Origin of the sequence: Micromonospora sp. URMC 103 (genome assembly GCF_051386435.1) — a bacterium.
In the GTDB taxonomy this organism is placed as follows: Bacteria; Actinomycetota; Actinomycetes; order Mycobacteriales; family Micromonosporaceae; genus Micromonospora.
Window position 1 is genome coordinate 1544615 of record NZ_JBPQTR010000005.1, and the last position, 24315, is coordinate 1568929.

23 protein-coding genes are annotated in these 24315 nt (G+C 73.1%); 17 read left to right on the forward strand and 6 right to left on the reverse strand.

Features of this window, described 5'->3' with window-relative positions; all coding sequences use genetic code 11:
• Window positions 1-2 precede the first annotated feature (2 nt).
• From ACSNOA_RS20205 to ACSNOA_RS20215, 3 genes are all read left to right on the forward strand, one after another.
• Window positions 3-854, forward strand: coding sequence for an amidohydrolase family protein (locus tag ACSNOA_RS20205; RefSeq protein WP_436660470.1), 852 nt, complete (start codon window positions 3-5; stop codon window positions 852-854).
• Between the two features lie 43 nt (window positions 855-897).
• The gene (locus ACSNOA_RS20210; protein WP_436660472.1) at window positions 898-1569 is read left to right on the forward strand and encodes a FadR/GntR family transcriptional regulator; all 672 of its coding nucleotides are present in this window, start codon (window positions 898-900) and stop codon (window positions 1567-1569) included.
• A gap of 75 nt (window positions 1570-1644) precedes the next feature.
• On the forward strand, window positions 1645-3237 hold the full coding sequence (locus ACSNOA_RS20215) for a GMC family oxidoreductase (RefSeq protein ID WP_436660474.1): 1593 nt from the start codon (window positions 1645-1647) through the stop codon (window positions 3235-3237).
• 525 nt (window positions 3238-3762) lie between these two features.
• On the opposite strand, the gene ACSNOA_RS20220 is transcribed toward ACSNOA_RS20215, so the two are convergent.
• From ACSNOA_RS20220 to ACSNOA_RS20235, 4 genes are all read right to left on the reverse strand, one after another.
• Complete coding sequence (locus ACSNOA_RS20220; protein WP_436660476.1) at window positions 3763-4893, reverse strand: SRPBCC domain-containing protein; 1131 nt, start codon at window positions 4891-4893, stop codon at window positions 3763-3765.
• A gap of 91 nt (window positions 4894-4984) precedes the next feature.
• A complete protein-coding gene (locus ACSNOA_RS20225) occupies window positions 4985-6256 on the reverse strand; it encodes an MFS transporter (RefSeq protein ID WP_436660478.1) in 1272 nt (423 codons plus the stop codon).
• Window positions 6257-6299: 43 nt separating this feature from the next.
• Complete coding sequence (locus ACSNOA_RS20230) at window positions 6300-6770, reverse strand: hypothetical protein (protein ID WP_436660479.1); 471 nt, start codon at window positions 6768-6770, stop codon at window positions 6300-6302.
• Window positions 6767-7159, reverse strand: coding sequence for a DUF6069 family protein (locus ACSNOA_RS20235; protein WP_436660481.1), 393 nt, complete (start codon window positions 7157-7159; stop codon window positions 6767-6769). The genes ACSNOA_RS20230 and ACSNOA_RS20235 overlap by 4 nt, the downstream gene beginning before the upstream one ends.
• Window positions 7160-7288: 129 nt before the next feature.
• Here ACSNOA_RS20235 and ACSNOA_RS20240 point away from each other — a divergent pair, with 129 nt between their 5' ends.
• The 10 genes from ACSNOA_RS20240 to bla all read left to right on the forward strand — a co-directional run bounded on the left by ACSNOA_RS20240 (window position 7289) and on the right by bla (window position 18655).
• A complete protein-coding gene (locus ACSNOA_RS20240; RefSeq protein WP_436660483.1) occupies window positions 7289-8449 on the forward strand; it encodes a sensor histidine kinase in 1161 nt (386 codons plus the stop codon).
• On the forward strand, window positions 8437-9099 hold the full coding sequence (locus ACSNOA_RS20245) for a response regulator (RefSeq protein ID WP_436660485.1): 663 nt from the start codon (window positions 8437-8439) through the stop codon (window positions 9097-9099). The genes ACSNOA_RS20240 and ACSNOA_RS20245 overlap by 13 nt, the downstream gene beginning before the upstream one ends.
• A 42-nt stretch (window positions 9100-9141) precedes the next feature.
• Window positions 9142-9522 (forward strand): YccF domain-containing protein, encoded by a 381-nt coding sequence (locus ACSNOA_RS20250; RefSeq protein ID WP_436660487.1) that lies wholly within the window; start codon window positions 9142-9144, stop codon window positions 9520-9522.
• Window positions 9523-9612: 90 nt separating this feature from the next.
• Window positions 9613-10572, forward strand: coding sequence for an alpha/beta hydrolase (locus tag ACSNOA_RS20255; RefSeq protein WP_436660489.1), 960 nt, complete (start codon window positions 9613-9615; stop codon window positions 10570-10572).
• Window positions 10573-10677: 105 nt separating this feature from the next.
• Complete coding sequence (locus ACSNOA_RS20260; RefSeq protein ID WP_436660490.1) at window positions 10678-11700, forward strand: DUF4331 family protein; 1023 nt, start codon at window positions 10678-10680, stop codon at window positions 11698-11700.
• Window positions 11701-12283: 583 nt separating this feature from the next.
• On the forward strand, window positions 12284-13831 hold the full coding sequence (gene mmsA, locus ACSNOA_RS20265) for a multiple monosaccharide ABC transporter ATP-binding protein (protein ID WP_436660492.1): 1548 nt from the start codon (window positions 12284-12286) through the stop codon (window positions 13829-13831).
• Window positions 13828-15126 (forward strand): multiple monosaccharide ABC transporter permease, encoded by a 1299-nt coding sequence (mmsB, locus tag ACSNOA_RS20270; protein WP_436660494.1) that lies wholly within the window; start codon window positions 13828-13830, stop codon window positions 15124-15126. The genes mmsA and mmsB overlap by 4 nt, the downstream gene beginning before the upstream one ends.
• A gap of 41 nt (window positions 15127-15167) precedes the next feature.
• Entirely contained in the window at window positions 15168-16271 is a 1104-nt protein-coding gene (locus ACSNOA_RS20275; protein ID WP_436660495.1) for a substrate-binding domain-containing protein, read from the forward strand.
• A 105-nt stretch (window positions 16272-16376) separates the two neighbouring features.
• Window positions 16377-17600 (forward strand): ROK family protein, encoded by a 1224-nt coding sequence (locus ACSNOA_RS20280; protein ID WP_436662389.1) that lies wholly within the window; start codon window positions 16377-16379, stop codon window positions 17598-17600.
• Between the two features lie 110 nt (window positions 17601-17710).
• A complete protein-coding gene (gene bla, locus ACSNOA_RS20285; protein ID WP_436660496.1) occupies window positions 17711-18655 on the forward strand; it encodes a class A beta-lactamase in 945 nt (314 codons plus the stop codon).
• Window positions 18656-18816: 161 nt separating this feature from the next.
• Here bla and ACSNOA_RS20290 read toward each other — a convergent pair whose 3' ends face one another.
• Window positions 18817-20403 (reverse strand): DHA2 family efflux MFS transporter permease subunit, encoded by a 1587-nt coding sequence (locus ACSNOA_RS20290; protein WP_436660498.1) that lies wholly within the window; start codon window positions 20401-20403, stop codon window positions 18817-18819.
• A 316-nt stretch (window positions 20404-20719) separates the two neighbouring features.
• On the opposite strand from ACSNOA_RS20290, the gene ACSNOA_RS20295 reads away from it, so the two are divergent.
• Window positions 20720-21496 carry a hypothetical protein gene (locus ACSNOA_RS20295; RefSeq protein ID WP_436660500.1) on the forward strand — a complete coding sequence of 259 codons (777 nt, stop codon included), beginning with the start codon at window positions 20720-20722 and terminating at the stop codon, window positions 21494-21496.
• Between the two features lie 65 nt (window positions 21497-21561).
• A complete protein-coding gene (locus ACSNOA_RS20300; protein ID WP_436660501.1) occupies window positions 21562-22023 on the forward strand; it encodes a DUF5709 domain-containing protein in 462 nt (153 codons plus the stop codon).
• An 84-nt stretch (window positions 22024-22107) separates the two neighbouring features.
• Here ACSNOA_RS20300 and ACSNOA_RS20305 read toward each other — a convergent pair whose 3' ends face one another.
• Window positions 22108-22920 (reverse strand): DUF3152 domain-containing protein, encoded by an 813-nt coding sequence (locus ACSNOA_RS20305; RefSeq protein WP_436660503.1) that lies wholly within the window; start codon window positions 22918-22920, stop codon window positions 22108-22110.
• A gap of 143 nt (window positions 22921-23063) precedes the next feature.
• Here ACSNOA_RS20305 and ACSNOA_RS20310 point away from each other — a divergent pair, with 143 nt between their 5' ends.
• Both ACSNOA_RS20310 and ACSNOA_RS20315 read left to right on the forward strand, forming a co-directional pair.
• Window positions 23064-23567, forward strand: coding sequence for a SigE family RNA polymerase sigma factor (locus ACSNOA_RS20310; protein ID WP_436660505.1), 504 nt, complete (start codon window positions 23064-23066; stop codon window positions 23565-23567).
• A complete protein-coding gene (locus tag ACSNOA_RS20315; RefSeq protein ID WP_436660507.1) occupies window positions 23564-24304 on the forward strand; it encodes a hypothetical protein in 741 nt (246 codons plus the stop codon). The genes ACSNOA_RS20310 and ACSNOA_RS20315 overlap by 4 nt, the downstream gene beginning before the upstream one ends.
• The last annotated feature ends 11 nt before the right edge of the window (window positions 24305-24315 follow it).

Here is a 24315-nt window from a genome sequence, read left to right on the forward strand (position 1 = left end):
ACGTGATCGTCGACGCCCACCACCACCTGTGGCGGATCGAGGACGGCTACGCGTGGCTGGACGCCCCCGACCTCGCCCCGATCCGGCGCTCCTTCGGTCCCGGCGACCTCCAGCCGGAGCTGGTCGCCGCCGGCGTCGACCGGACGGTCCTCGTGGAGGGGGGCCGCTGCGACACCGAGGAGGCGGCCCTCCTGCTCGCGTACGCCCGCGCCTCGACGGTGATCGGCGGGGTGGTGGCCTGGGCCGATCCCGCCGACCCGGCGCTCGCCGACACCATCGCCGCCTACCGACAGGCGCCCGGCGGCGACCTGCTCGTCGGTGTCCGGCCGCAGCTCCAGGCCGAGTCGGACCCCGGGTACCTGGAGCGCCCGCAGGTCCGGCGCGGCCTGCGTACGATCGCCGATTCCGGCCTGGCGCTCGACGTGGTGGTCCGCGTCGACCAGCTCGCCGCGGTCGCCGGGGCCGCCCGCGCCGTGCCGGAGCTGCGGTTCGTCCTCGACCACCTGGGCAAGCCGCGGATCCGCGACGGGGCCGCCGGCCTCGCCGCGTGGACCGGCCCGCTCGCGGCCGTCGCGGCCGAGCCGAACGTCACGGCGAAGCTCTCCGGGCTGGTCACCGAGGCGGCCTGGGACCGGTGGACCGTGGCGGACCTGCGGCCGTTCGTGACCGAGGCCGTCGAGCGGTTCGGCCCGCAGCGGCTGATGTTCGGCTCCGACTGGCCCGTGTGCCGGCTGGCCGCGAGCTACGGGCGGGTGCTGTCCGCGCTGACCGAGGCCCTGCCGCCGCTGTCCGCGCCGGAGCGGGCCGCGGTGCTCGGCGACACGGCCGTGCGGACCTACCGGCTCGCCCGGTGAGCGGTCCGCCTACGCTGCCGTACCGAAGAGGGCGGAGGAGAACGTGGCTGTCACGGACGAGGCGATCGACAAGATCAAGCAGATGATCCTCGCCGGCGAGTTGCGCCCGGGCGACCGCCTGCCCCGGGAGCCCGACCTGGCCGAACGGCTCGGCCTGTCCCGCAACTCGCTGCGCGAGGCGGTCCGGGCGCTGTCCCTGATCCGGGTGCTCGACGTACGCCAGGGCGACGGCACGTACGTCACGAGCCTCGACCCGGCGCTGCTGCTCGACGCCCTGAGCTTCGTGGTCGACTTCCACCGCGACGACACCGTGCTGGAGTTCCTCGAGGTCCGGCGGATCCTCGAGCCGGGGGCGACCGCGCTCGCCGCGCTGCGGGCGACCGAGGAGGACGTCGCGGCGCTGCGTGCCGTCCTGGAGGACCTCGGCGACGACCCGACGATCGACGAGCTGGTCGCCAACGACCTGGAGTTCCACCGGCTCATCGCCGCCTGCGCGGGCAACAACGTGCTGTCGTCGCTGCTCGACAGCCTCTCCGGGCCCACCACCCGCGCCCGCGTGTGGCGTGGCCTCACGCAGGAGGGCGCGGTGGCCCGGACCCGGGAGCAGCACACCGCCATCCTCGACGCGGTCGCCGCCCGGCAGGCGGACCTGGCCCGCTCCTGGGCGACCGTGCACGTGGCCGGCGTGGAGGAGTGGCTCCGCCGCGTCCTCTGACCGGGCGGGCCTTCCCGTTGGGTGATCAAGGCCCTACCGTATGTGTGGCCGGTGCTGGCGGGACGGGGGTGCCTCGTGGAGGAGTTCGACTACATCGTGGTCGGTGCGGGCGCGGCGGGATGCGTGCTGGCCAACCGGCTCACCAAGGACCCGGGCACCCGGGTGCTGCTCGTGGAGGCCGGCGGCTGGGACCGCAGCCCCTTCGTACGCATCCCCAAGGGCTTCAGCCGCCTCATGGACGACCGGCGCACCGCGTGGCACTACACCGCCGAGGTGACGCCCGGGCGGCAGGAGATCTGGCAGCGCGGACGACTCGTCGGCGGGTCCAGCTCCATCAACGGGATGGTCTACGGCCGGGGCGACCGGCTCGACTACGACGCCCTGGAGCGCCTCGGCAACCCCGGCTGGGGCTGGGACACCATGCTGCCGATCTACCGGCGGCTGGAGGACAATCCGCTCGGCGCGTCGGAGCTGCGCGGCGCCGGCGGCCCGCTGCGCCTGTCCACCGCCACCGGCACCGACGAGCTCTGCGAGGAGGTCATCGCCGCCGGGCAGGAACTGGGCTGGCGGCGGGTCGACGACCTCAACGCCGACGACGGCGAACGCATCGGCTACCTCATGGCGACCATCCGCGACGGTCGCCGCACGAGCGCCGCCGACGCCTTCCTGCACCCCGTCCGCGACCGGCCCAACCTGACCGTCGTCGTCCGGGCCGTCGTGCTCCGGCTGCTGCTCAACAACGGTCGTGCCCTGGGCGTACGCACCCGGCAGGAGGGGCGGACCGTCGACTACCGCGCCCGTGGGGAGGTCATCCTCGCCGCCGGGGCGCTCGCCAGCCCGCAACTGTTGCAGGTCTCCGGCATCGGCCCGGCCGACACGCTGCGCCGCGCGGGCGTGCCCGTCCTCGTCGACCGCCCCCGGGTGGGCGCCGGGCTGCGCGAGCACCGCTCGGTGCCCGTGCAGTACCGGCTGGCCGCCCGGGGCGGCTACAACCCGACGCTCAGCACGGCGCTCGGCCAGGCGCGGGCCACCGTGCGCTACCTCGCCACCCACCGTGGGCCGCTCGCCCTGCCGGTGTCCGACGTGGGGGCGTACATCCGCTCCGCGCCCGAGGTCGACCGTCCCGACGCGCAGCTGCTGATCGCGCCGTTCTCCGCGGCGCCGCGCCGCCCCGGGCACGCGCTGGAGTTGGAGCACGAGCCGGGTCTCATGGGCCTCATGACGGTGACCCGCCCGGAGAGCGAGGGCAGCCTCGCCATCACCTCCGCCGACCCCGGCGCGCCGCCGCGGATCGTCGCCAACTACTTCCAGGCCGCGTACGACCGTCAGGTGGCCGTGGGCGCGTTCCGCCGGATGCGGGAACTCTTCGCCACCGGTCCCATCGCGAAGCGGATCTCGGCCGAGACGATGCCCGGCCCGGCCGTGCAGGACGACGACGAGATCATCGAGGCGGCCCTCGCCAACGGCTACTGCGGCTACCACGCGGTGGGCACCTGCGCCATGGGCCCCGACGACGACGCCGTGGTGGACGCGCGCCTGCGGGTCCGCGGTGTGGCGAACCTGCGCGTGGTGGACGCCTCGGTGCTGCCCGTGCTGGTGTCGGGCTACCTCAACGCTCCCGTGATGGCGCTGGCCTGGCGGGCCGCCGACCTGATCCTCGGCCGCTGAGCCCGTCGTCGCGTCCACACCACGCGCGACCCACACGCATGATCCACCCCGCGCCTGATCCACCCCGCGCGTGATCCACCCCGCGCGTGATCCACCCCGCGCGTGATCCACCTCGCGCGTGATCCACCTCGCGCGTGATCCACACCGGATCGCCGAAACGGCGGTGACCAACCCGCCGCGACCCCGCCACATCGGCGAAACAGAGTCGATCAACCCCCGGAACGCCGCGGGACCGTGATCCACTCCGGCTCCTGGAAATCGCGCTGTTCCCGCGGCGTCGACACCGCGACTTCCAGGAAGCCGAGTCGATCATCGCCACCGACCGCGCCTGATCCACACCGGATCGGCGAAACGGCGGTGACCAACCCGCCGCGACCCCGCCACATCGGCGAAACGGAGTCGATCACGCCCGGACCGAGGCCGAGGCCGACGCCGACGCCGGACGAGGCGGACGCCGGTCGACAAAGTCCGGTCCGCGACCATCCGACCCGCCCTCACCCCGCCGAGCCGCAAGCACGGCCCGGATCACACACCCTCGCAGGGGTTATCCCCGATGGCGCAGCTCTCGGGGCCCTTCGCGAAGGGAGCGCTGTCCCGGACGTCGAACCGGATCTTCTGCGACTGTCCCGCCGGCAGGGGCGAGCCGGTGAACGTGACGGTCCGGCCGTCCTGCCGCCACTCCGCGCCGCTGACCTCGGTCACCTCGCTGTCGTCGGCGAACGTCACCACGAGCGTCCACTGTGCACCCGGGGCGCCGCCCGGGTTGCTGACCACCACCTCGCCGCTGTAGCCCAGCAGTCGGCTGGAGACCGTCTCGTACCGGGCCGCCATGGCCGGCACCGTCGCCGAGGCCGACGTCTGCGGGGCCGAGGAGGGCGTACGGGAGGGGGCCGCCGGGGGTCTCCGGCTGGGGCTGGTGGTGGCGCTGGGCGTACGGCTGGCGTGGGCCGCGGAGGCGGCCACGGCGGGGCGGGTCGACGGGCTCGCGGCATCGGACGCGCTCGGCGACGCCTGCGTCGGCGGGGCCTCGGCGGCGGCCGGCGGAGCCGAATCGGGCCGCAGTGCCCACACGGCGACCCCGCCGGCCAGGAGCATGCCGACCCCCGCCGCGCCGAGCAGCACCCAGTGGCTGCGCCGCCCCGACGGGCCGCCGGCCCGCTCCCCCGCCGGCCCCTCCCCCGCCGGCAGTTCGACCGCCGGCAGCTGAATCGTCCCGGTGTCGCCGCGGCTCAGGTCGACCTGTTGGAAGGCGAACCAGTCGAGGAGTGCGGGCAGGCGGTTGTTCAGCGCCTGCTGGTAGGACTGCTCGCGGGCGTCGCGCTGCGGTGGCGCCCACTCGCCGTGCTCCAGCGTCTCGCGGAGAGACAGCCGGCAGCCCTCGCTGGTGGGCTTGACGGTGCAGGTCAGTCGGCTGCGCCGGTCGGCCTCCTGGCAGCGCAACGTGATGAGTTCCGGTGCCCGCTGCTCGACCACCTCCGTCTCGACGGGGGCGTCGAAGCCCGGCAGTTCCGCCGTGGCGAACCGCAGACGGCCGGGCGTGTCCCCGACGGCCTCCGCGTCGGTGAACCACCGGCCGAGCAGTTCCCGGTCCGTCAGTGCGTGCCACACCCTGTCGGCAGGGTGGAACAGGTCGACCTGTGCGCCGATCTCAATCACGGCGAGACTCTACGGTCTGACCGGCCCCGATGGTGGGGACGGGTCGGCCGCACGGCGTCCGGTCGGACGGGCCGCCACCGAGCGTGACCGGTTAGGCCGTGACCGGCGCGGCCTCGGCGCGGTGGACGGCCGGCGGCGTCCCGGCGCGACGGATCGGCGTGAACAGCCCGGCGATGCCGACGAGGACGCACCCGGTCCCCGCCACGAGGGTCACCGCGATGACCCCGAACCGGCCCGCCGCCCAGGTCAGCAGCGCGGCCCCGGCCGGCCCCAGTGAGTAGTGCGTGCTCCAGAAGGCGGACGTGACGCGGCCGAGCAGGTGGTCGGGGGTGATCTCCTGGCGCAGCGACATCGAGGAGATGCCCCCGACGCTGACGCCGCAGAGGTACACCGCCGTGAGGGCGGTGACGACGGGCACGGTGCCGGCGAGCCCGACGCCCACGATGGCGAGGCCGGACACCAGCAGGGCGCCGATCCACGCGACTCCGAAGCCGCGCCGACGTCGCAGCGGCGCCACCAGCAGCGCGCCGGCGACGGTGCCGAGCGCCGCGAGGCCGAGCACGCCGCCCACCGTGCCGTCGGAGCCGCCGAGGTCGTGCTTCACGTGGTAGACGAGCACGTCGGTGAAGCCGTAGGTCAGGAAGATGAAGACCGACAGCAGGACGGTGAGCGATCGCAGCACGGGCTCGCGCCAGAGGAACCGCGCCCCGGCGAGGAACTCCGCCACGGGCCCCTCGCGCCGGACGGCCGCCCCGTCACCGTCCACCCGCGACCGGAACCGGATCAGCATCAGCCCGCCGGCCGACGCCGCGAAGCTGGCCGCGTTGATCGCGACTGCGGCCGAGGGCCCGAACCGGGCGGAGACAACCCCGGCGAGCAGCGGGCCGGCCACGGCGGTCGCCGCGTACGTGGCCTGCAACCGTCCGTTGGCCTCCGTGATCCGGTCCCGGTCGACCAGGTTGCGGACGGCGGCAACCGCGGCGATCTGGAAGACCATTCCGGCCGCCTCGCAGACCGGGAGGACGACGAACAGCAGCCAGACCTGCGGGCCGGCGAGCCAGGCCAGCGGGATGAGGGCGTAGAGGACGAGCCGGGCCAGGTCCGCGGCGATCATCAGGGTGCGGCGGTCGTACCGGTCGACGAGGACGCCACCGAAGATCCCCGCGCCCACGGACGCGGCACCGGCCACGGCGGTGAGCAGGCCCATCTGCGCGACGGACCCGGTGGCGTGGAGGATCAACAGCGGGACCGCGAGGTAGGCGAACGCGTCCCCGGCGGCCGAGAGCGACTGCGCGATCCAGTAGGTGCCGAAGGTGCGGTCCCGCCACAGTGATCGACGGGCGGCGCCCGCGCCGAGGGTCATGACGGCAGGTTACCGGCCGCCATGGCCCTCGGGGGGGGCGCGGTCAGCCGGACGAGCCGTTGCCGATGGCCCCGGCGACCGTCATGGCCATGATGGTGCGGCGCCGACGCCGGGTCATCAGCGCGAAGCACGCGGTGAGCGCCACCAGTTCCAGGTCGGCCCAGGATCCGGTGACGTCGACGCGGATCGGGCCGCGCGGGCGGGCGGACAGGCGCACCGTGAGGCGCTTCCCGTCGCGGACCAGCTCGCCGTGGTGCCGGCCGGGGCGCCAGCGCACCTCGCCGCCGGGGCCCGGCAGCTCCGACCGGCGCGGGTCGAGCAGCACGGCGGCGCCGTGCGACGCGCGCGCCGCGACCCCGATGCGGGGGTCCGTGGGTTCGACGTGCCACACCCCGCCGCCCGTGTCGATCTCGCCGCGCCGCCAGGTCCAGCCGGTGCGCAGCCGGGCCGAAGCGCCACCGGCGCCGTCGAGGACGAAGGTCCCGCCCCGCTTGCGTACGGTCAGGGTGGTCACCGGTCGGCTCCCGCCGGGCGTCGGGGCAGCCCGGCGATGAGCACGGCGCCGACGCTCAGGTGCAGCAGCACGAGCGTCGCCTTGGCCCCCGCGCCGATCCCGCCGAGCGGTCCGGTGAGGGACACCAGCAGGACCGCCACGGCGATCGCGGTCCACACGACGCGGGCCCGCGCGGTGGTGCGCTCCAGCAGCGCGAGGAGAGCCCAACCGGCCAGCGCCGCCACCGCGGCGGCCGCCACGACCGCCACCATCGTCACGTCCCGGCTCGACGTGCCGCTGCCCGCGGCCACGTCGACGCCGGCGGCCGAGCGCAGGATCGCGAACTCGGCCGCCGCCACCACGATCGCACCGGCCGCCACGGCGGACCGGCGTACGAGAAGGTTCGTCATGAGCCGAGTCTGGGCGCCCACGGTGGGCGGACACATCGATCCCGGCGCTCCGCCGGGTACACCTGCCGCCAGCGCGGCTCCTACCAAAGAAGGTGGTCGGGCCGGCGGACGGCCCAGTAGCCTGCGCCCATGAATTCCGCCACGTGGGGGTTCCGCCCGCCGCGGGTGCGGGCCACGGTCGCGACGGCCGTCTCGACCGCGGGGATCGGCCTCATCATCGCGTCGAGCCTGTGGGCCGCGACCCGCTCGGCGAGCCCGGCGTTCGTCCGCGTCGACGTGGCTCTCGCGGTGGCATCCGTGGCCGTCGTACCGCTGATCATGTTCCGGCCGGTCACCGGCGGCGTCCTCGCGAGCCTGCTCATGGCCCTGTCCCCGGTCGCCACCCCGGCGGCGGGCTTCGCCGTTCTCTTCACCGCCCAGCACCGGCCCTTCCGGCGGGCCGCCGCCGTGGCCCTGGTCAGCATCGCGAGTGCGGCCGTCCAGGGGATGTGGCGGCCGGTACGCGGCCTGCCGTACGGGTGGTGGCTCCTGCTCATGGCGGCCGCTCTCGGGGCGGTGCTGGGCTGGGGCACCTGGGCCCGGGCCCGCCACGCCCTGTTCGAGGCGCTCCACGACCGCGCCCGGCGGGCCGAGCAGGAGCAGGAACGCCGGGTCACCGAGGCGCGGGCCGCCGAGCGGAACCGCATCGCACGGGAGATGCACGACGTGCTGGCCCACCGGCTGTCACTGCTGGCCGCGGCCGCCGGCGCGATGGAGTACCGGCCGGACGCCCCGCCCGAGCGGCTCAGCGCCGCCGCCGGTGTCATCCGCGCCAGCGCCCGCCAGGCGCTCAGCGAGCTCCGCGAGGTGGTCGCCGTCCTGCGCAGCGACGATCCCGACGCGCGGGCGGACGAGCCACCCGGCCAGGGGCTCGCCGACGTGTCCCGCCTCGTCGGCGAGGCACGGGCGGCCGGCCAGAGCGTCGAGGTCGACGACTCGCTCGCGCCGCCGCTGGAGATCCCGCCGATGACGGGCCGGACCGCGTACCGGATTGTGCAGGAGGCGCTCACCAACGCCCGTAAGCACGCCGACGGGCAGCCCGTGACGCTGGCCCTCTCGGGCGCGCCCGGCTCGGGCCTGACCATCGCCGTCCGCAATCCGGCGCGTTCCGACGCCGTGGACGGCGGGGACGCCGGGAGCGGCCTCATCGGGCTCGCCGAGCGGGCGGCGCTCGCCGGCGGGCGCGTGACGCACCACGTCGACGACGACAGCGTCTTCCACCTGGACGGGTGGCTGCCGTGGCCGGCGTGACCGCCCCGATCCGCGTGGTCGTCGTCGACGACGACCCGCTCGTACGGGGAATGCTGACGCTGATGCTCGATGGCGCCGACGGGATCACGGTGGTCGGCGAGGCCGCGGACGGCGGTCAGGCGGTGACCGCCGTGGAGCGGCACGCGCCCGACGTGGTGCTCATGGACATCCGGATGCCGAACGTCAGCGGCATCGCGGCCACCGAACGGCTGCGCCGCCGGCCCCGCGCGCCCGAGGTCATCGTGCTGACCACGTTCGACACCGACGAGCACGTCCTTCGGGCCCTCCGGGCAGGCGCCAGCGGCTTCCTGCTGAAGGACACCCCGCCGGAGCAGATCAGCCAGGCGGTCCGCGACGTGGCCGCGGGCCGGCCGATCCTGTCGCCGAGCGTCACGCGACGTCTCATGCAGCAGGTGGCCTCGGGGGGCGAGTCCTACGAGCGGGCGCGGGGCCGGCTCGCCACGCTGACCGCCCGGGAGCGCGACGTGGTCCTGGCCGTCGCCCAGGGGCGCTCCAACGCCGAGATCGCCACCGACCTGCTCATGAGCGTGACCACGGTGAAGGCCCACGTCTCGCACATCCTCACGAAGCTGGACCTCACGAACCGTACGCAGATCGCGCTGCTGGCCCACGACGCCCGCCTCGTCTGACGCGAACCGGGCCCGGTGGCGAGCGCCGCTCATGCTGGGGACGTGATTCGTTTCGTGTTGAACGTGCTGTGGCTGATCTTCGGCGGCGGCATCGTGCTCGCGGTCGGCTACGGCGCCGCCGCGCTCATCTGCTTCGCCCTCGTCGTCACGATCCCGTTCGGCGTCGCCGCACTGCGCCTCGCTGCCTACTCGCTGTGGCCCTTCGGGCGCACCGTCGTGCCGAAGCCGGGCGCCGGCCTCGCGTCCGGGCTGGCCAATGTCCTGTGGGTGGTGCTGGCCGGCTGGTGGCTGGCGCTCTCGCACCTCGTCGCCGGCGTGGCGCTCTGCCTCACGATCATCGGGATCCCGTTCGGCGTCGCGCACGTCAAGCTCGTGCCGGCGGCCTTCTGGCCGCTCGGCCGCGAGGTCGCGGCCGCACCCTGACGGCGGGGCACGGGCCTACGGCCGGGATCGCGGGGAAAGCGGCGGTTTCGGCGGTGACCAGACGCGGGGACGGACGGCGGTGGGAACGGGATGGACCAGCCAGTGGTGCTCGAGCCGGCGGCGCAGGCGTTCGTCGAGGCGACGGCGAACCCCCCGTACCCCTTCGACCTGGGGCCGGTGCGGGGGCGCCGGCGGCTCGACGAGGCGCAGTCCGGGGCGATCCACAAGCCGGACGTCGACGTCGAGGACAGGATGGTCCCGGGCGGGCCGGAGGGCCCGGTGCGGGTCCGGATCATGCGCCCGCCCGGCGCCGCGGGCCCACTGCCGGTGATCATCTACCTGCACGGCGCCGGCTGGGTGTTCGGCAACCCGCACACCCATGACCGGCTCGTCCGCGAGCTCACGGCCGGCACCGGGGCCGCCCTGGTGTTTCCGGACTACCGCCTCGCACCGGAGGCGCGCTATCCCGTCGCCATCGAGGAGAGCTACGCGGTGGCCACCTGGATCGCGTCGCGGGGCGCCGAGCACGGCCTGGACGCCGCCCGGGTCGCGGTCGCCGGGGAGAGTTCCGGCGGCACCATGGCGGCCGCGCTCACCCTGATGGTCAAGCAGCGGGGCGGGCCGCGCCTGGCCCAGCAGGTGCTGTTCTATCCCGCAACGGACGCGTCCTTCGACACGAATTCGTACCAGAGGTTCGCCACCGGCTACTTCCTCCGCCGGGACACGATGCGGTGGTTCTGGGACCAGTACGCGCCCGACCCGGCCCGGCGCGCCGAGATCACAGCCTCGCCGCTGCGCGCGACGGTCGAGCAGCTCCGGGGCCTTCCGCCCGCGCTGGTGATCACCGCCGAGGCCGACGTGCTGCGTGACGAGGGTGAGGCGTACGCGGGCAAGCTCCGCGCGGCCGGCGTACCGGTGACCGCCGTGCGCTACCTGGGCATCACGCACGACTTCGTGATGCTCAACGCCCTCCGCGGGACGAACGCGGCGCAGGCTGCCATCACCCAGGCGGTCGGGATCCTTCGCGGCGCACTCGGCACCGAGGCCTGACCCGCAAGCCGCAGGCCCGTGAGATTCGCGCGATCGGGAAGTACGAGAAGTTTGCGCGGGTATGGTCGGAGTCGCCCGAACAGCCTCGCCGTCCGGAGTGTGTCCATGTCGCACCACCTCGACACCCCGCTCGCCGCGCAGAGCGGTCAGCTCTACCTCGACGACCTGTTCGTCTTCGACGGCGAGCGCGGCACCGTGTTCGTGATGGACGTCAACAGCTCGGTGACGAAGGCCGACATCAAGCGCGGGTTCCACGCCGAGGCGCGGTACGAGTTCAAGCTCCACTTCAACGGCGCCGAGACGGAGGACCTGACCTACCGGGTGGCCTTCGGCGAGCTGGACGGCCAGGGCCGGCAGGAGCTGACCCTGACCGCGCTCACCGACGGCCAGGCGCGGGACGACGCGGCCACCGGCGCGGTGCTCGCCCAGGGCCGCACCGGCGAGGTGGTCGAGGCCACCAACCTGCGGATCTGGGCGGGCCGGATCACCGACCCGTTCTACATCGACCTGGACCAACTGGCCACCGTCAACGCCGCGTTCGCCAACGGCGCCGCGCTGGACCGGTCGGCCTGGCGGCCGGAGCAGGCGAAGAACACGTTCGCGGGCACCACCGTCGACTCGATCGTCCTGGAGGTCTCCCGCGACGAGCCGATGCTGCCCGACGGCATGAAGATCGGCGTCTGGGCCGCCACCAAGCTCGCCACGGACGCCGGCGGCTGGCGGCAGATCAACCGCGCGGGCCACCCCATGATGTGGCCAATCTTCTGGCCCACCGACACCGACTTCTCCCACCCCGCCAACGTCCGCCACCCCTGCGACGATCTGCGGGCCGGCGGCGAGGAGATCGCCACGGCGGTCGCCCGCGTCGTGGCGGCCAACGGCACCGCGCCGGACCCTCTGGCGTACGGCTGGAGCGTCGCCCGGCAGGTCTACCCCGACGTCCTGTCGTACGAGATCGGCACGGCGGCCAGCTACGGCTTCGCCGTGCGCAACGGCCGGACGATGGCCGACAACGCGCCCGAGGTGATGTTCTCGCTGGTGCTGAACACCGGCATCACCTCCGGCCTCACCCCCGAGGTGAGCAGGGCCGCCCGCGCCGGCACCTTCCCCTACGTCGTCCCCGCCTGACGCTCGCCCACTCCGGGGGCGGTGACACCCCGCGCCCTTGGTCGACACCATTCCGCCGATGTGGCGGTGTCCGGCGGCTCGGGACACCGCCACATCGGCGAAACGGAGTGGATCACGCGCCTTCCGGCTCGACCCGTGGCCGCGCAGCCGGATCGAGACCGGATACCTCCGGCCGCCCGCCGAGGGGCGCCGCGTAATGTTGCCCGGTCAGCGGACCTACCGGGTGCTCCCGATGCCGGGCGCGCCGTCAGGGCAGGTCCGCCGTCGCCGTGCCCAAGATCACGATCGCCGACCCGGGGCCGCGAGGCGGTGCCGAGGGGTGCGGCTGACCGGTCCGCGGCGCGGATCACAGTAACGTGCCGCAGCGGTCACACTCTGTCACGAGTGTGGCACGGATCGCACAGACGCCATTGGTGGGCAGCGCCAACGAGGGGTCATTATTACCGGGTTGTTACGGAATTGATGGGGCCCCCAACTTGCGAATGGTCCTCTGGTCCGAATACGTTGCCGTCGGCAACAAACCACAGATCCGGGCCATGAACATTCCGGAGGCATCCATGACGTTGGCGAGGTGGTACGAACGATGAGCGACGTGCCCATCCTCCTGGAGATGCGCTCCATCACCAAGGAGTTTCCCGGGGTCAAGGCCCTGTCCGACGTGAACCTGACGGTCCACGCCGGTGAGATCCACGCGATCGTCGGTGAGAACGGCGCGGGCAAGTCCACGCTCATGAAGGTTCTCAGCGGCGTCTACCCGTACGGCAGCTACGACGGCGACATCCTGTACCAGGGTGCGGTCTCCCGCTTCTCGGACATCCGAGCCAGCGAGCGGGCCGGCATCGTGATCATCCACCAGGAGCTCGCCCTCATCCCGCACATGTCGATCACCGAGAACATCTTCCTCGGGAACGAACCCCGCAAGGGGGGCGCGATCGACTGGAAGGCGGCGAACCGGCAGGCGCTGGAGCTGATGGCCCGGGTCGGTCTGCGGGAGGACCCGGACACCCTGATCAAGGACATCGGCGTCGGCAAGCAGCAGCTCGTGGAGATCGCCAAGGCGTTCGCCAAGGACGTCAAGCTGCTGATCCTCGACGAGCCGACCGCGGCACTGAACGAGGACGACTCGCAGCACCTGCTCGACCTGCTGCGGGGCTTCCGCGAGCGCGGCATCACCTCGATCATCATCTCGCACAAGCTGAACGAGATCGAGGCGATCGCCGACCGGATCACGATCATCCGTGACGGCCGGACCATCGAGACGCTGGACGTCAAGGGCGACGGCGTCGACGAGGACCGGATCGTGCGGGGCATGGTCGGCCGGGAGCTGCACAGCCGGTTCCCGGACCACACGCCGAAGATCGGCGACGTCTTCTTCGAGGTCCGGAACTGGAACGTGCGGCACCCGATCTCCGCCGAGCGGCAGGTCTGCAAGGACGAGAGCTTCGTCGTACGCCGCGGCGAGATCGTCGGCTTCGCCGGCCTCATGGGCGCCGGCCGCACCGAGCTGGCGATGAGCGTCTTCGGCCGCTCCTACGGCGTGTACGAGTCGGGCACGATCATCAAGGACGGCAAGGAGATCGTGCTGAAGTCGGTGGCGGACGCGATCGCCAACGGGCTCGCGTACGTCAGCGAGGACCGCAAGGCGATCGGTCTCAACCTGCTCGACGACATCAAGACGTCGACGGTGGCCGCCAAGCTGTCCAAGATCAGGCACCACGGCGTCCTCGACCAGGTCGAGGAGTACAAGGCCGCCGAGGCCTACCGCCGCGACCTGCGGATCAAGACTCCGACGGTCGACGAGGGCGTCACCAAGCTCTCGGGCGGCAACCAGCAGAAGGTCGTCCTGGCGAAGTGGATGTTCACCGACCCGGACCTGCTGATTCTCGACGAGCCGACCCGCGGCATCGACGTGGGCGCGAAGTACGAGATCTACGGCATCATCCAGCGGCTCGCCGACCAGGGGAAGGGCGTCATCGTCATCTCCTCGGAACTGCCTGAGCTGATCGGGCTCTGCGACCGCATCTACACGGTGTCGGAAGGCACCATCACCGGCGAAGTCGCCCGGCAGGACGCGGACCCGGAGAACCTCATGAAGCTGATGACCTCCACGAAGAAGATGCAGACACGATGAGCCGATTGAAGGACCTTCAGAAGAACCTCTTCGGAGGTACCACCTCAAACGCCCGTCAGTTCGGGATGATCTTCACGCTGGTGGCGATCGTCGTCCTGTTCCAGATCCTGACCGACGGCCTGACCCTGCGATCGGACAACCTGATCGCGCTGTTCCAGCAGAACTCGTACATCCTCATCCTGGCCATCGGCATGCTGATGGTGATCGTCGCCGGGCACATCGACCTGTCGGTGGGCTCGATCGCGGCCTTCACCGGCATCCTGGTGGCCAAGTCGATGGCGGAGTGGAACCTGCCCTGGCCCGCGGCCATCCTCTTCGGCCTCGTCATCGGCGCCGTGATCGGCGCCTGGCAGGGCTTCTGGGTGGCCTACATCGGCGTTCCGGCGTTCATCGTCACCCTGGCGGGCATGCTGCTCTTCCGCGGTGGCAACCAGTTCATCGGCAACGCCAACACGATCCCGGTGCCCGAGGGCTTCCGGGAGATCGGCGCCGGCTTCCTGCCCGAGACCGGGCCCAACACGGGCTACAACAACCTGACGCTGCTGCTCGGCCTCGCCGGCTGCATCGCGGTCGTGTGGCGGGAGCTCAAGAACCGGCGGACCCGCCGGGAGATGAACGCGGAACCGATCCCCATGTGGATCTCGATCCTGCGCATGGTCGTCATGGTCGGTGTGCTCGTCTTCGTGACGCTGCGCTTCGCCAGCGGCCGCGTGGGCACGAGCTTCCCGATCTCCGGCATCATCCTCGTGGCGCTGGTGCTCGCGTACTCCTTCTACACCCGCAACACCGCGGGTGGCCGGCACATCTACGCGGTCGGCGGCAACTCCCGCGCCGCGGAGCTGTCCGGTGTGAAGCTCAAGCGCGTCAACTTCTACGTCATGTTGAACATGTCGGTCCTGGCCGCGCTCGCGGGCATGATCTTCGTGGCCCGCTCGGCGGCCTCCGGGCCGCAGGACGGCAACGGCTGGGAGCTGGACGCCATCGCCGCGGTCTTCATCGGTGGCGCGGCCGTCTCCGGCGGTATCGGCACCATCAGCGGCTCGATCGTCGGCGGTCTGGTCATGGCCGTGCTCAACAACGGCCTGCAGCTGATGGGCGTCGGCACCGACCGCGTGCAGATCATCAAGGGCCTGGTCCTGCTGCTGGCCGTCGCGCTCGACGTCTACAACAAGCGGCAGGGGCGCTTCTCGGTCATCGGGAGCATCACCCGATCGTTCCGACGCGACGAGCCGGCCGCACCAACGTCGACGTCCGAGGCGACCCGTGAGCCCGCCCGGACGACGGTGGCCGGCTGACGCCGACCGCACCTCACCCCAACGATCAAGAAAGGCTCATCATGCGCAAGCTACTCGGCAAGACGGTGGCCGTCGGTGCCATCGCCATGCTGGCCCTCACCGCCTGCGGCTCCGGCCGCGACGAGGGCTCCTCGGGCGGCTCGGGCAGCGACAGCAAGGGCTTTCCGGCCAACTCGCTGATCGGCGTCGCCCTGCCGGCCAAGACCTCGGAGAACTGGGTCCTCGCCGGTGACCTGTTCACCAACGGCCTGAAGGAGGCCGGCTTCCAGAGCGACGTGCAGTACGCGGGCGCGTCGACCACGGTCGCCGACCAGCAGGCCCAGATCACCGCCATGGTCACCAAGGGCGCCAAGGTCATCGTCATCGGCGCGACCGACGCCGCCCAGCTGTCGACCCAGGTCGCCGCCGCCCACCAGGCCGGCGCCAAGGTCATCGCGTACGACCGGCTGATCGTGAACACCCCGGACCTCGACTACTACGTCGCGTTCGACAACTTCAAGGTCGGCCAGCTCCAGGGCCAGGCCCTGCTGGACGGCATGAAGGCCAAGAAGCCGAACGGCCCGTACAACATCGAGCTGTTCTCCGGCTCGCCGGACGACAACAACTCGAAGGTGTTCTTCGACGGCGCCATGAGCGTCCTCAAGCCGGAGATCGACAAGGGCAACGTCGTCGTCGCCTCGGGCCAGAAGGACATCAAGCAGACCGCCATCCAGGGCTGGAAGGCCGAGGGTGCGCAGGCCCGCATGGACCAGCTGCTGACCTCGACCTACGGCAACAAGGAGCTGGACGGCGTCCTCTCCCCGAACGACACCCTGGCCCGCGCGATCATCACCTCGGTGAAGGGCGCCGGCAAGCCGGTCCCGGTGGTCTCCGGTCAGGACTCCGAGGTCGAGTCGGTCAAGTCGATCATGGCTGGCGAGCAGTACATGACGATCAACAAGGACACCCGCAACCTGGTCAAGCAGACCATCGAGATGGTCAAGGCCCTGCAGGCCGGTAACGACCCGCAGGTGAACGACACCAAGTCGTACAACAACGGCTCCAAGGTCGTCGACACCTACCTGCTGCCGCCGGTCGCCGTGACCAAGGCGAACGCGGCCGAGGCGTACGCGAACGACCCGAAGCTCGCGCCGCTGACCAAGTAACACCGTGTGACGACGTCGGGTCCCGGAGCATTTTCCGGGACCCTTCGTCGTCCCGGGGCACGACGGACTCGTCAACGGAGAGGAGGCCCAATCGTGCACCCCGTACTGTCCGGTCTTCCCCCAACCGACCGCACCCCTGACGTCCCCGGATCCCCGGCGCCCGGCGCGAGCCAGGAGGAGATCCGCCGGCAGAACCTCGGTGCCGTGCTGCGCCACGTCCACGTGCACGGCCCCACCTCCCGCGCCGAGCTGACCACGCGGCTCGGCCTCAACCGCAGCACCATCCGGGCCCTCGCGGCCGACCTCGCGGCCGCTGGTCTCGTGACCGAGGGCGCTCCCACCACCGCCCGTCGCGCCGGCCGACCCTCACTCGTCGTGAGCCCCCGGTCGACCCGCGTGTACGCCCGCGCCATGACCATCGAGCCGGACCGGCTGCGCGCCGCCCGGGTCGGCCTCGGCGGCCGCATCCTGGACCTGCGCGAGATCGAGTACCCCCGCGGAACGTCCCCCTGCGACGCCGTACGGCCGCTGGCCTGGCTCGTGCGCGACATGGACCGCTCCGCGGGGCCGGACGCGGTCTGCGTGGGCGCCGCGGTCGCGGTGACCGACACGACCCAGGGCCGTGACGGCCGGATCCGCATCGGCGGGCCGGACGAGGCGCTCCGCGCCGCGTTCGACGCGGAGTTCCCCGGCGGCCCCGCCGTCGTGGCGGGCGACATGGCCGACATCGCCGCCCTGGCCGAACAGGTCCGGGGCGTGGCCGCCGGCGTGAACGACCTCGTCTACCTGCACGGCGGGCCCGGCGTGAGCGCCGGGATCATCATCGGTGGCCGGCTCGTCCGCGGTCACGGCGGGCACAGCGGGAAGGTCGGCCACATGGTCGTCAACCCCCACGGACTGCCCTGCCGCTGCGGCTCGCACGGCTGCTGGGAGACCGAGATCGGCGAGGCCGCGCTGCTGCGGCACGCCGGCCGCGACCAGGAGTCTCCCGACGCGGTCTACGAGGTGCTGCGCGCCGCGGCCGACGGCGAGCCGCAGGCGCGGGCCGCCGTCGACCAGGTCGCCGACTGGCTCGGCTTCGGCGTGGCCAACCTCGTCAACGTGGTCAACCCCGACACCGTCGTGTTCGGCGGCTCGCTGCGCGAGGTCTACCTGGCCGGGGCGGAAACCGTCCACCGGCGCCTGGCCGAGCTGGCGCTGCCCGCCTCCCGGGAGCACGTGCAGCTGCGGCCGGCGGCGCTGGGACGTACCGCCGCGCTCGTGGGCGCCGCAGAACTCGCGTTCGCGCACCTGCTCGCGGACCCGCTGAACAACGCCTGCCCAGCCTGACCCGGCACCACGCGGCCGGCCGTCCGCCGGCCGCGTCGGGGCGGCAGCGGGGATGATGGCGGCACGGCGACGACGACCCGGCGTCGCGACCGGACGGCCGAGGAGGAACGGTGGGCTTCGTGGTACGGCGCGGCGTCGGCGCGGTGACCGCCCTCACCGCACTGGCCGGCCTCGCCGCCTGCGGGCCCGACGACCACCCCACCGCCGGGCTCCCGTCCACGCCCGTCGTGAGCTCGACGTCCGCTCGCGGTGCCACCACCTCGCCCACCCCGGCGGTCGCCGAGGAGTTCCGCCAGCTCGAGACGGCGTTCGGCGCGCGGCTCGGCGTCCACGCCATCGACACGGGCACCGGCCGCACCCTCGGGTACCGGGCCGACGAACGGTTCGCGTACGCCTCGACGTTCAAGGCGCTCGCCGCCGCCGCGCTGCTGGACCGGACGTCGGCCGCCGACCTCGACCGGGTGGTCCGCTACACGCGGGCCGACCTCGTGGCCCACTCCCCCGTCACCGAGCGGAACGTGGCGACCGGGATGCCCCTGCGCGACGTGGTCGACGCCGCGATCCGGTACAGCGACAACACGGCCGGCAACCTGATCCTGCGCCGCCTCGGTGGGCCGGCCGGCTTCGAGGAGTCGCTGCGCCGCCTCGGGGACACGACCACCGAGGCCGACCGCTACGAGACGGCCCTCAACGAGGGCCGGCCGGGCGACCGGCGGGACACCACCACGCCCCGTGCCTTCGCCAACGACCTGCGGGCGTACGCCGTGGGCGACGCCTTGAACGGGGAGGACCGCGACCTGCTCACCGCGTGGCTGCGGCGCAACACGACCGGCGGCGGTCTCGTCCGGGCCGGAACACCCGAGGGTTGGGTGGTGGGTGACAAGACGGGCTCCGGCGGCTACGGCGCGCGCAACGACATCGCCGTGCTCTGGCCGCCCGAGGGCGCACCCATCGTGCTCGCCGTGATGTCCCGTCGCGACGCGGCGGACGCCCCGTACGACGACGCGCTCATCGCCCGGGCCACGCGGATCGTCGTGGCCGCCCTGCGCCCCTGAGCGGGCCGGCCGGTGGCGCGCCTCGGCGAGCCCCGGGCCGGTGGCGCGCCTGGGCGGGCCCGGGCCGGCGACGCGACTGGGCGGGCCCGGGCGGGTGGCGCGCTGCCGCGCACACGCGAACGGGGCCGCCGGAGTGTTCCCGGCGACCCCGTGGCGGCGCGTCAGTGGATGACGACGGGCGTCTTGACCTGCTCGTCGCCCTGCTGGCCGTCGAGCAGGTGCGCGGGCTCGCGCCGGCGCGGCAGGAACGCGGCCGGGACGAACGTGACCAGCACCAGCGCGAACGCCACCCAGAACGTGCCCGAGAACGAGCGGGCCGCGAAGTCGAGGCCGCGCTCGATGAGCCCCGGGTCGACCGGGAACTGCGCCAGCAGCTCCGGCTGCTGCTGTGTGGCGATGGCCAGCCCCGCCTCGGTGACCGGCTTGCCGCTCGGGTCCGTCACGCCGGGGATGGGCCGGGAGCCGTTGAGCTCGTTGGTGAGGATCACCGACATCACCGCGGCGCCGACGGAGCCGCCGATCTGCTGGAGGATGTTGACCAGGGTCGAGCCGCGGGCCACCTCCTGGGCGTGCAGCGTCTTCAGCGCGGACGTCATGATCGGCATCATGGTGCCGCCCATGCCAAGGCCCATGACGAACAGCGACCCGCAGAGCAGCACGTACGACGTGCCGGGGTCGACCTGGGTGAACGCGAAGAAGCCGGCCACGATCAGCACCAGCGAGAACGGCACGGTGCGGCCCACGGGCACCCGGTCGGCCAGCATGCCGGCGATGGGCATGGTGAGCATCGCGCCGATGCCCTGCGGTGCCATGAGCAGGCCGGCCGTCAGCGTCGACTCGCCGCGCACCTGGAGGAAGTAGCTCGGGAAGAGCAGCCCGGCGCCCATGAACGCGATGATGAACACGAACAGGGTCACCGACGCGACCGTCAGGTTGCGGTTGGCGAACAGCCGCAGGTCGAGCAGCGGGTGCCGGGGCTTGAACGAGTGCCGGACGAACGCCACCACGAGAGCGGCGCCGACCAGCATGGGCGCCCACACCTCGGCGTCGGCGAACGTGCCGGCCTCGGGCAGCGAGGAGATGCCGTAGAGGAACAGGGCGAGCCCCGGCGAGAGCATCAGCATGCCGAGGAAGTCGAACGACTCGGAGGGCTCGGGAGCGTCCTTCGGCAGCGCCATCTGGGCGTAGACGAGAGCGATCACACCGATCGGCAGGTTGATCAGGAAGATCCAGTGCCAGCTCGCCGTGTCGATGAGCCAGCCACCGAGGATCGGGCCGCCGATGGGGCCGAGCAGCATCGGGATGCCGAGGACGGCCATGAGCCGACCGATCCGGTTCGGGCCGGCGGCCCGCGTCATGATCGTCATGCCGAGTGGCATGAGCATGCCGCCGCCCAGTCCCTGAAGGACGCGGTAGGCGATCAGCTGCCCGATCGAGTCGGCCGTGGCGCACAGCCCCGAGCCGATGGTGAACAGAGCCAACGCCACCATGTAGAGCCGCTTGGTGCCGAACCGGTCGGCGGCCCATCCCGCGAGCGGGATCACCGTGGCCAGGGCGAGCGTGTAGCCCGTCATCGTCCACGCCACACGGGCGTAGGACGCGTCGAACTCGCGCTGGAACGTCGGGATCGCGACGCTCACCACCGTCACGTCGAGGATCGACATGATCGCGCCGAGAACGACGACCCCCGCCACCTTGAGAACCGCGGCATCGAGTTTGTCGGGTGCCGCGACAGCCTGCTGGGTCACGCAATTCTCCTGAAGTCGGATTGGTCGGCGGAAAGGTGAGCGGCGGGGGTGGTGCCGCGCGCGACGGACCCGGTGCGGTGCGACGCGACGCGGTGCGGTGGGCGAACGCTCGACCGGAGAGTAGCGGCCGGCACCGACAGACCGCCCCGGATTACGGGCACCGACCCGGCCCTTCGGAACGGCCATCCGTCCGCGTACGCCGACGTTCGTCCCGTTTCTCAGACGCGAACGGTCCTGAACTGTGACGTCAATCCGATGGTGACGTGCCGCACACGCGTACGGGACGATGTCCGGAGACGACGGACGGGGGCCCGCGGTGCGACCACACGCTCTGCACGACGATCCTGCTGCCGCCGGCCTCGGCCGCGCGACCCGCGTCGCGCTCCGGCGAAGCGTCGCCACGCGTCCGCGACGGTGGCTCCTCGCGATCACCCTGCTGCTCGGGGTCCTGGCCGCGGCCGGGGTCACCGCGGCGACGCCACCCGACGAGCCGACGTTCGCGGGCCTCGCGCACCCGGTGCAGAGTTTCCTGTCGGTCACCGTGCCGTTCGTCGGCATCCTGCTGGCCCACGACCTCCGCCGCGCGCCCGGCGCCGCCCGGCTCGCGCCCACCCTGCTGGCCGCCGCGCTGCTGGCCGCCGCGGTCGGGGTCTTCGGCACCCTGGTCTGCGCCGCCGCGCTCGGGGTCGCGCCGGGCGGCGCCGCGGTCGACGCGGGGCGGCACGCGGGGACGATCGCGGTGGGCGGCGTCCTGGTCCAGGTGGTGGCGGGGCTGGTCGGTGTCGGGCTCGGCCTGCTGCTGCGCCCGTTCGTCGTGGCGGCCCTGGCCAGCATCGTCCTGCCGCTGGGCCTGTACGCGCTGCTCGGCCTCGACGCCCTGCGGCCGGCCCAGGGCTGGCTCACCCCGTACGCCACCGTCCAGAACCTGCTCTCCGGCGAGATGGACGCCGTCCGCTGGGCGCAGTGGGTGGTGGTCCTCCTGATCTGGGGGGTGGGGCTGAACGGGATGGGCGCGGCACGGCTGCGGCGGCGCGGCGAGCCGGTCGCGCCCGCGGCGGCGCAAGACAGCTCACCCCACCGATCCCCCGCCTGAACAGGGCTCGGATCGCGACCTAGGCTGGCACCCGTCCCGCGAGCGCGTGACGAGGGGAGACCGCCATGAGCCAGACCGACAACACCGACCGCGTCGAGGAGTGGAACGTCGCCGAGGACGACGGCGTCCTCGACGCCTCCGACACCCTCGACGACGACCGGGTCGCCGACCCCCTCGACACCGGCATCGCCGCCGGCGACCACTGGGTCGGCGCGAACCGGTTCGGCACCACCCCCGCCGAGGAGCGGGCCGGTGAGTCCCTCGAGCAGCTGCTGGCCGAGGAGGAGCCGGACATCGACCCGTACGCCGACGCGGCCGACGACGAGGACGAGCTGACCCGGCGCGGCTACGAGCGGGAGGCGCGGGCCGGTCGGCTCGTCGCCGACGACGAGGGCCTCGGCGAGGACGAGCAGGCCGACTCCGTGGCCTGGGACGTCGGGATCGACGCCGGTGGTGCCAGCGCCGAGGAGGCGGCCGTCCACCTGGTCGACGACCCGTTCGGCGCGGGTGACGGTCCGCTGCGCTGAGGCGTCTCCGCCGCTCCCCCGCGAGCCCGCGAGCTGGCCGGGCCGGTCGACCCCGCGCACGCGACGGGTCCGCCGCAGGTCACCTCAGTGGGCCCGGCCGCCCTCGCGGGCCGGGATCGGGTCGTCGTACGCGCCGGACGACCCGGTGTACCGCTCGCCATGAAGGTAGGGCAGGGCGTTCGCCGTGCACCCGTGCAGGCCCAGCGTCTGCTGCTGCATCACGGGCGCCGGTCGACCCCGGCCCGGGCAGCGCTCGTGCCCGTGGCCGAGCCGGTGCCCGACCTCGTGGTTGACCATGTACGTGCGGTAGGTGGCGAGGCTCGCGCCGTACCGGGGCACACCCTTCACCCAGCGGGCGACGTTGAGCACGACCCGATCGCCGTTGCGACAGGAGGTGTAGCCGTCCGGCACGTCCTGACACAGCAGGTCCCGCGTGCCGGGGGTCGCCAGGTAGATGGTGAAGTCGGCGGACTGACCGGGCCCCACCCGACGCAGGCTCAGCGTCCCGCCCGCGGTCCATCCGCCCGGCCCGTCGAGGATCCGGGTGATGTCGGAGGCGAACCCGGGCACCGACAGCCCGCGGATGTCGCGCTCCACGGCCACCCGGTAGCGCAGGAGTTGACCGGTCCCGTGCGGGCTGCCGGGCGGCTCGGCGGCCGCGACCTGCCACCGGTTTCCGCCGTCGGCGGGATAGGTGACGGGCTCGGGCGCCGACCGCGTGGGCCGGGGCGGCGCGGCCACGGGTGTCGACGGGGCGACGAACCCGACGGGTGGGCCGGCCGGTGGCCGGCCCGCCGCCGGTGCCGCGCAGGCGGCCAGCACGGTCAGCAGCAGGGCGGCCAGCGGCAGCGCCCGACCGGCGGCCGCGCGGGCGCGGCTCGAACTCTGCGGTGTCATGCGTCTCCCCTCGGCGCGCACGACGGACGGCCGGTGCGCAGGAAGGAGGACGGTCGGCCGGCCCGAAAAGTTGATCAGGCGGGGACGCAACCTTTCGCCCGTCTCGGCCGTCTTGATCGGCGTGACGTGTGGGGAGGGCGGGCATGGCGCGCGGTGACGCGGAGTTCGTCGAGTTCGCCCGGGCCGCCTCCGGCCGTCTGGTGCACGCCGCCTTCCTGATGACCGGTGACCACCACCAGGCCGAGGACGCGGCGCAGACGGCCCTGGCCCGCACCTACGCCTCCTGGTCCCGGATCCGCGACAACGACGCCTACGCGTACGCCCGGTCGGTGCTGGTCAACCACCTCGTCGACCGCTGGCGGCGGCCGATCCGCGAGTACGCCACCGAGGACCTGCCCGAGCAGCGCGCCGACGACATCGCCGACGGTGTCGCCACCCGCCGCTGGCTGCTGGCCATCCTCGGCGAGCTGAGCCCCCGCGAGCGCGCCATCGTCGTCCTGCGCTACTACTTCGACCTGCCCGAGACACAGGTGGCCCGCGAGCTGGGCATCTCGGTGGGGACCGTCAAGAGCACCGGCTCCCGCGCCCTGGGCAAGCTCCGCAGCAGCGGTCTGCGGGCGCCGGAGGTCCACGGGACGTGCCGATGAACGAGGTGGAGCAGCTTCGCGAGGCCATGCGGGCGACCGAGTGGACGGGCGAGACCGCCGTCGACCTCGACGCCGTCATGCGTACCGGTCGCCGGATCCGCCGGCGGCGTCGGCTGGCCGGCGCGGGTGCCGCCGTGCTCGCGCTGGCGGTGGCGGTGGGCGTCCCGGTGGGACTGCGCTCCGCCGGCCCGGCCCCGTCGCGCCCGGCGGCGCCGGCTCCGGTTCCCGCGGCGTCCGCCGACCGTGCCGCGCCGGCGCCCACCCCGGCCGTCACGACGACTCCCGGGCAGCCCGGCACGCGGCCGGTCGGCACGGTGGTACGCAGCGGGATCCGGTACGACGCCGAGGAGCGCGTCTTCTACATGGTCCCCGTCGACGTGCCGGGCGCCCCCAGGGTGCGGATCGGGCTCGTCGCCGGCCGCCGTACCGCCACCGGTCAGCTCGTCCCGGACTATCTGCTCAACGACGTCACGGGCAGCGACCGCCGGCCCGGGTTCCACGAGATCGGCTACGACGAGCCGGGCGCGGGCCGACCCGCCGCGCCCGTCTTCGGATACTTCGTGGGGCCGGCCGCGACGATCGTCGGGACCGTCCGGGGCCGGCAGGTCGTCGCCCGGCTGGCCCGGTGGAGCGGGGACCCGCAGGTGGTGATCTTCTGGTTCGACCCGAAGGCCGTCCCTCCCGGCGTACGCCTCGACGGCATCGTCGCGCGGGACGGGCACAAGCGGCGGCTCTGAACGTCGTGCGC